This is a genomic window from Chitinimonas sp. BJB300, from assembly GCF_002735695.1.
GTDB lineage: Bacteria > Pseudomonadota > Gammaproteobacteria > Burkholderiales > Chitinimonadaceae > Chitinimonas.
The window spans coordinates 1-4,371 of record NZ_PDZH01000210.1; the positions used below are offsets into that span (position 1 = coordinate 1).

Below are 4,371 nucleotides of genomic sequence, written 5' to 3' on the forward strand. Positions count from 1 at the left end.
ACACCGTGACGCAGTTCGAACGCGATGCCCACGGCAATGCGGTGCGTACCACCCGGTTTGCCAATACGATGACCTTGGCTGGCGGTGCAGAACGCCCGAGTAGCGTGGTCATCCCTGCCAGCCACGCCGATGACCGCATCGAACAACGCCGGTTTGACCTGGCCGGCCACCAGACCGAATACCGCGTAGACCTGCGCGCCGCAGATGGCGTGCTGGGCAACCAGATTCTGCAGAAGACCTTTTACGACAAGTTCGGTCGTACGGCGTTGGAATGGCAAGCGGGCAAACAGGTTGGGGGAAATAAATCCCATGAGCATCCAGATGCCGGTGTTTTGCTAACCACCAATCTGGTTAAAGCATTTGAGTACGATCGCGCTGGCAACCAAATCAGCACGAAGGAGCGCATCTCTGCGCCTGGGGTGCGTTCGGGGGGGGCCGAGGAGAAAAAAACCGAGGTGACTTACAACGCCTTTGGTGAAATCACCGAGCGAAAACTTACGGGCATAACCACTGGTACCATAACCACTGGTAAATATGAGTACGATAACGCCGGCCGCCTCTGGCGCAAGCAGGAAGCGGGCGTCTGGAGCGTGCATTACTACAACCGCATGGGCTGGGAAGTGGCGCGGGTGACCTCGCCCATTGAGGGGACGCTTTCTGGCGCGATCACACCTGCCAGCCTGGCACAGACGGCGGTCTTATCGGGCAACCAGCTGCAAACCGCCGCCAGCACCCAATACCGCCGCACTTATACCAACTACGACAAGCTGGGCCGCCAGATTGGGCAGACCGGGCCGGCGTTTACCAGCCAAATTCTGGGTAATACCAGCCCAGCGCTGACACTCATCAACCAAGGCGGCAAAACTGTCATTCCGGCGTCCACAGAATCAAACGTCAGCTTGTATTTTACCAATAAGGTAGGTCAATTCATTTCGCGGAACCTATCGGCGAACCAGCCTGTAGCGGTTGACAACTTTGGTTTGCAAAGTGGCGAAAGCATTCTCTTGCTGAAGCTCAGACAGCCGAGTGGCTATGTCGCTTCTGCTACGGCAAGCGACGCTGAACTGATTCACCATGCCGCCAATATTCAGCACTATCGCCTAAGCCGTATTAACGATCAATACAGCTTACATTTGGAAGAAAAAACCTACAGCGCAACCTACCGCCCCACGACCCAGACCAGTTTTGATCGCTGGGGCAACCGAATCGGCCTGACGGATGCAAGTCGTGCGGAGACGCGCTGGCATTACAACAGCCAAAACCAGTTGCAGGACGAAATCAGTGCCACGGTCGAAAAGATGAAGAATGGCGTGAGCACGCGCGGCCAAGTGACCAAGCGCTATGCCTATAGCCATGCTGGTGATCTGATTGGCAGCTGGGATGGTAACGGTAACCTTACCCGACAGCAGTTTGACGCATTCGGCCGGCTGGTCAGAACAACGCATGGCCTATCAACCGACAATCCAACGGGATGGGCAGGGGATGAGCATGTCTACGACATGCTGGGCCGGCTGGCCAAAACCCTTAGCAATATTGGCGACCGCCCCCTCATTACCACGTATGTTTACAACCGTCTGGATCAGCGCATTCTGGAGCGCCGACAAGGCGACGTGAATCGTCAGGCACTCAGCGCCACGGCCAACCCATCAGGGCCAAACTGGACATCCAAGGTATTGCTCACCCACTACGGTTACGATTCAACCGGTAATCGCGTGCGGGAGAACCGACTCGCAGCAGACAATACAGATATCCAACAAACAACTTGGTATGCGTATGGTACGCATGGCAAGGTCACCAACGTTGATGTGCTGCTTTCCACCTACGTACACAACACCGTTTACTCCGGTACCAGCCAGGAATTTACCTATGACCTGCAAGGCAATAAGACGAAAGAAAGCACCTTCTGGCGTAAGGATAAAGGCGGCTACGATGAGGAAAGCAAGTCTTGGACATATGACTTGGCCACCAATCGCCTGACAAGCCATACCGATCTAGGCGGAAACACCTACAACAACTATCGGTATAACGGGCTGGGACAGGTTGAACATTTTAACTATACGGTGGTCGGTAAAGACCCGATCACGCGCAGCCACCTTTATGACCAGGCGGGTCAGCTGATTAGTCAGACTGACACCCGCGGCATGGACGTGCTGGGCGTGCAACGTACCCGTTACGATGTCATGGGTCGTATCAGCTTTGAATCGATGGCGCGCCCGAAAGACGGCAGTTGGGAGAAAGATAACGCTTGGTTCCAAGCCACCGATTACGACGCCTTGGGCCGCGTACAGGCGGTATACGGTAAAAACGTGGCAACACGCTATGGTTACGATGCCAATAGCAACCGTACCTATGTGCAAGGTATGCAACGCAATGCCGATATTCCAGATCAGGTACACCACTACAGTTACGATGCCTTGAATCGTGTCGTAGTGAGCCGGGGGTCATTGAAAGATGGCAGCGTTGTCGAGACAGAAAAAAAAGGCGAGCGTTTTTTCTATCGAGGTAGCAGTCAGTTACACACTGGAGTGTGGCGAACGACAAGCCTGTGGGATAGCTTTACCTATGACAGCTTTGGGCAACTGGTTGACACGTATCACCAAGATACCAGTGTCAGTCTCATCAATGTGCTCAAGACACGTCGAGAATATAACTATCTGGGTCAAATGACATTGGAGGACAGTTATAACAATGGCGGCATGCTCTTACAACGCGTGCGTAATGCCTATGAAGTGACAGGGCAAGGACGATTAGCACGGCAGGAAACCCATAGTCTGAAAGACAAGACGCAGGCACAGCTCGATGCGCTCCAGTTAAACCCCATCGCGTGGTTAACCGACTACAGCAATACGAGCACCACGGTACTGACGAATACCTACGAAGGCAGCCGGCTCGCCGGCTATGAGTACATCGATCTCGCCAACAGCACGCAGAATCAGTCCTTCACGTTCCAGCATCAAGCCTTCGAAAGTTGGCGGGAAACCAGCCAGAAAAACAGTTCCGCCCTGGGGCCGGGTACCAGCACGTCCACCTTGGACGACTACGGCAATACGATCGCGGTGAGCGACCCGCATGCCAAAGATGGTAAGTTCAAGCAGCGGGATATGCTGGTGGACTTCAACGGCCGGGTGCTGCAGAAAACCAATGACAACCTGGCGGATAAGACGGTCAACTACCTCTACGTCGGTGGCAATACTGTTGCGTCTAGTTTTGGGGCTGGGGAAGAAGCCAACTTCGACTACGCCAGCGCAGCGCGTACGGGCACCCAAGCCCCGAGTAGTTTGTCGGTGTACACCGTCAACAAGGGCGATACGCTGCGCTCTATCGCTTTTGCGGTATGGGGCGACGGTAGCCTGTGGTACCTGATCGGCGATGAGAATGGTCTTACGGTGGGTGCCGATGCCGATCCTGGTGAGGGTAGGACTCTACGTATTCCCAATGCCATTTCAGCGGCCAACAACGCCAGCACGTTTGCCCCGTACAACCCAGGCCGCTTGGTGGGTGACACGACGCCCACACTACCGCCCCCGCCGCCACCACCCAAGAAAAAGCGTTGGAGTCTGGGTAGCATTCTGATGGTCGCGGTAGCGATCGCGGTGACGGTTTACACCGCCGGTGCGGCATCAACGCTGCTCGCAGGGAGCTCGCTGGGTGGCTTTGGCGCCACCATGGCGGCAGGGGCATCTGCCATGACAGGTACCCTTGCCGCCGGAGTCGGCGTGGGGCTTAGTACAGGCATGGCAACGGCTGCGGCAGTAGGTGGTGCCATGATTGGCGCAGCAGCAGGTAGTATTGCCAGCCAGGGATTTGGTCTCGCGATTGGAGAAATCGACGAGTTCAAGTGGAGCCAGGTTGGGACTGCTGCACTCAGTGCTGGTGTTACCGCCGGTGCCGGTAGTGCTTTGCAAGGCACTTGGATGGCGGGTAATGGGTGGATGGCAACCTCGGCTCGTGCTGCAGTCAGTACGACGGCCAGCCAAAGCATATTATCTGTAGCTGGCCTAAGTACTTTTAGCTGGCGCAACGTTGCCGCGGCGGGGATTGCAGCGCCGATTACACAAGCGATAGGCGATAGTATCTTTGGCTCGATGGTGAATGGCCAAGTTAGTAGTGGCGCTGGCTGGGCGCAGAACCAAAATTTCGCTGCGAATTACCTCAATGGCCTTGCTGGTGGCGTAGTGAATCGTGTTGCCCAGATTGCGGTCAACGGGCGTGGGAGGCTGGACTTTGCGAGTGTGGCAGCCAATGCGTTCGGTGATGTGCTTGGCAACAGCATTGCCGGTAACAATAGGCAGTGGGTTGGGGTGCAGAAGCCGAAAGAACCGGATGCCAATACACGTTGGGGGGCTAGAGGCAGCGCGAACCCTGAATCCG

General features: G+C 55.7%; 1 protein-coding gene. It reads left to right on the forward strand.

All coding sequences use genetic code 11. The annotated features are described in order from the left end of the window. Nucleotides 1-4,371 (forward strand): RHS repeat protein (locus CSQ89_RS20125; RefSeq protein ID WP_143747111.1); only part of this gene is annotated, 4,371 nt, incomplete at both ends.